Genomic DNA, 3,290 nt, shown 5'->3' with positions numbered 1-3,290 from the left:
CGCGGATGCCGTGCCGGGCCGCGAGCCGCCCGACCACGTAGAGGCCGAGGCCGGGGACGTCGCCCGGGTTCTCGGGGTGCGGGTCGGGGGCGCCCCGGAGGTGGGCCGCCCGGGCGATGCGGTCCGTGGCGGGCGGCGGGCCGTGCGGGTCCGGGTCGACGAGCAGGGCGTTGAGCTCGGCGAGCCGGTCGGGGGTGAGGCCGATGCCCTCGTCCTGCACGGACAGGGCGAGGTCGCCGGTCTCCAGGAGCCAGCCGGAGAGCTGCACTTGGGCGTCGGGCGGGGAGAAGGTGGTGGCGTTCTCCAGGAGTTCGGCGACGAGGTGGCTCACGTCGTCGGAGACATGGCCATGGAGGCGGGCGTGCGGCGGCAGCGACTGGATACGGACGCGCTGATAGCGCTCGATCTCGCCCGCCGAGGCGCGCAGGACGTCCAGCAGCGGTACGGGCCCGGGGCGCCCCGCCGCGCTCTCGGCGCCCGCGAGCGCGAGCAGGTTCTCGCTGTTGCGGCGCATGCGGGTGGCGAGGTGGTCGAGGGTGAAGAGGGTCTCCAGGCGCTCGGGGTCGGTCTCGTGGGCCTCCATGCCCTCGATGACGGCGAGTTGGCGCTCGACGAGCCCGAGGGTGCGCAGGGAGAGCCCGACGAAGAGGCCGCGGGCCCGGGCGGCGGTCTCCTCCGGGCGCTCCGCGGCCCGCGTGGTCATCTCGTCGGCCAGCTGCCCCGCGAGCTCCTGGTGCCGGTCGCGCAGGGCGTCGTGCTCCTCGGCGAGCAGGTGCCGGGCGGCGATGAGGCGGGTGCGCTCGCCTTCGAGGACGGCGATGCGCTCCTGCTGCCGGATGACCGTGTCGTGCAGGAGGTTCACGGAGCGGACGGTCTCGGCGAACTCGTCGTCGCGGCCCTTGAAGTCGATGGGCTTCTCGACGACCGGGTCGGCGGCCAGGCGCCGGGCGCCGCGCCGCAGCGAGCCGAGCGGCCGGGTGACGGAGCGCGTGGCGCGGACCCCGGCGACGAGGGCGACGAGGAGGGCCAGCGCGCTCGTCGCCGCGCGCAGTTCGAGCGCGGTGAGGGCGTCGTGGCGCTGCACCTCCAGACGGTCGGTCTGGCGGGCGGCGAGGTCGGACTCGGCCTGGCGCATGAGCTCCAGACGGGAGCTGAGCGCGGAGCGCACGGGCTCGGCGGGCTGGTCCGCGGAGCCGGGCGGGGCGGCGGTGAGCTTGGTGACGAAGGCTTCCGCCGTGGTGACGTCGGGACCGCTGACCGTACCGGCGTACGCCTCGCGGGTGCGGGCGGTGGCGAAGCGCTGGAAGTCGGCGATGTCGTCCCGCTCCGCGGTGGCGGAGCGCTGCGCCGCGGCGGTGAGGGCGGCCTGGCCGCTGTGCGCGCCGAGGGCGCCGAGGAGCAGGGCGCGGGTGGCGGAGGCCTGCTCGACGGCACGGCCGAGGAAGGGCAGCGCGGCCGCGTCGCCCTCGCCGCCGCCCGGCGCGCGCACGGCGGCGGTGTCGGCGGCGCCGTGGAGGGCCTGGACGATGGTGGTGTAGGCGGAGAAGACGGCCAGGGCGTCGTCGCCGCCGGAGGTGGCCTGGCGGCGCGCGGCCGGGAGGACGTCGAGTTTCTCGCGTACGGAGGCGGGGGCGCTGGGCCGGAAATCGTCGATCTGCTGGTCGACGTGGGTGCGCTGGCTCTTGATGGCCTGCGCCTCCGCCGCGTCGGAGCGGCCGCCCGCCACGTACTGGGTGGCGGCGTCGCGCTCGTCCGCGAGGGAGTGGGCGAGCGCGAGAGCGGGGCCGTCGGCGTTGGCGAGGGTGGCGAGCCGCTGGGCGCGGGTGAGTTCGCGGGTGGCGTCCACGGTGCCGAAGGCACTGCCCGCGAGTACGGTGAGGGCGGTGACGGCCACGGAGGCGGTCAGCCGGTTCCGCACGCGGGCGGTGCGCTCGCGCACCGCCGTGGGCTGCTGCTCTCGCTCGCCGCCCCGAAGCCGCTTCTTCCGCACCGGTGCTCTCATTCTTCTCTGGCCTGCCCCGCCCCTGGTACTGATTTGACCCTTTCAGCACCTCTGAGGAGAGGGTGCCCTTCGCCAGCCCGGCCACTCGAAGGAGTGAACCCAACCGGCGAATTGACACCGGATGCTTCACTCATCGCATACGGGCCAGGTCAGCACGTCACCTGAAGAACGCTGCGGGTGCCGACAGGATGCGCACTCGTACGCGTGGATTTCCGGCATCCGGCACACTGGCCCCATGCGCATCGAACTCGCCACTCTGCCGGGGGACAACCGCCACCCGAACGAGGACTTCGTGTCCGTCGCGCTGCCCGCCGCGGGGCGCGGCGGGGCGCTGGTGCTGCTGGACGGGGTGACCCCGCCGCCCTCGGGTGAAACGGGGTGCGCGCACGGCGTGCCCTGGTTCACCGCGCGCCTGGGGGGCGCCCTCCTCGAACTCGCCGTCGCACGGCCGGACCTGTCCCTGGCCGACTGCCTCGGCGAGGCCGTCTCCCGTACGGCGGACGCCCACCGCGACACGTGCGACCTCACCCACCGCCGCACCCCGCAGGCCACCGTCGTCCTGGCCCGCTGGGACGACGAGCGGGTCTCCCACCTCGTCCTCTCCGACTCCGCCCTGCTCCTCGAATCCCCGGACGGCACGGTCTCCCCGGTCCTCGACGACCGCATCGCCCGCCTGGCGGCGCTCGGACCGGTCACGGACGCGCAGCGCAACGCGGAGGGGGGCTTCTTCACGGCGGCGGCGGATCCGCACGTGACACGGCGAGCCGTGACGGGCACCCGCCCCCGCGCCTCCGTCCGCTCCCTCTCCGCCCTCACCGACGGCGCGGCCCGCTGGGTGGAGGTCTTCGGCGAGGGCGACTGGGCAGCGTGCCACACCCTCCTCTCCAAGGAGGGGCCGGAGGCCCTGATCGCTTCCGTCCGCGCTCTGGAGAACCGCGCCGAACTCAGGGGCAAGCGGCATGACGACGCGGCGGCGGCGTACGTGGCGCTGTAGCCACCCGGGCTGGGGTGCGTCTTGCGCTCCGCGCGCGGGTGCGCCCCCGGTGGGGGCTTGTCGCGCAGTTCCCCGCGCCCCTAAAAGCCGCCCACGAGCTCGGTCGCCCATGCCCGTCCGGCGACTGCGGGCCGTCACTGGTTGCTCGCGCCGTTCCCCGCGCCCCTGATGGGGCGCGCCCGGCGCCGTGGCGGGGGCTTCGCCCCCTGCACCCCCAGCGGGACGCAGAGGCGGGTATAACCACCCACTGCGGAGAGCCGACAGCGGACGCAGGCGCCCCCTACGGACAGCCGA

General features: G+C 75.3%; 2 protein-coding genes. One reads left to right on the top strand and one right to left on the bottom strand.

Going from position 1 to position 3,290, the window contains the following annotated elements; translation table 11 throughout:
- On the bottom strand, nt 1-1,990 hold a 1,990-nt coding region (locus tag K6I34_RS34095), incomplete at its 3' end, for a nitrate- and nitrite sensing domain-containing protein (RefSeq protein WP_229331914.1).
- Between the two features lie 247 nt (nt 1,991-2,237).
- Between K6I34_RS34095 and K6I34_RS34090 the strand changes: the two genes are divergently transcribed.
- On the top strand, nt 2,238-2,996 hold the full coding sequence (locus K6I34_RS34090) for a protein phosphatase 2C domain-containing protein (protein WP_229331913.1): 759 nt from the start codon (nt 2,238-2,240) through the stop codon (nt 2,994-2,996).
- Nucleotides 2,997-3,290 lie beyond the last annotated feature (294 nt).

Origin of the sequence: Streptomyces sp. UNOC14_S4 (genome assembly GCF_020740835.1) — a bacterium.
Lineage (GTDB): Bacteria > Actinomycetota > Actinomycetes > Streptomycetales > Streptomycetaceae > Streptomyces.
Note: the sequence above shows the minus strand (reverse complement) of the source record. Positions and strands in the feature narration are given on the sequence as shown.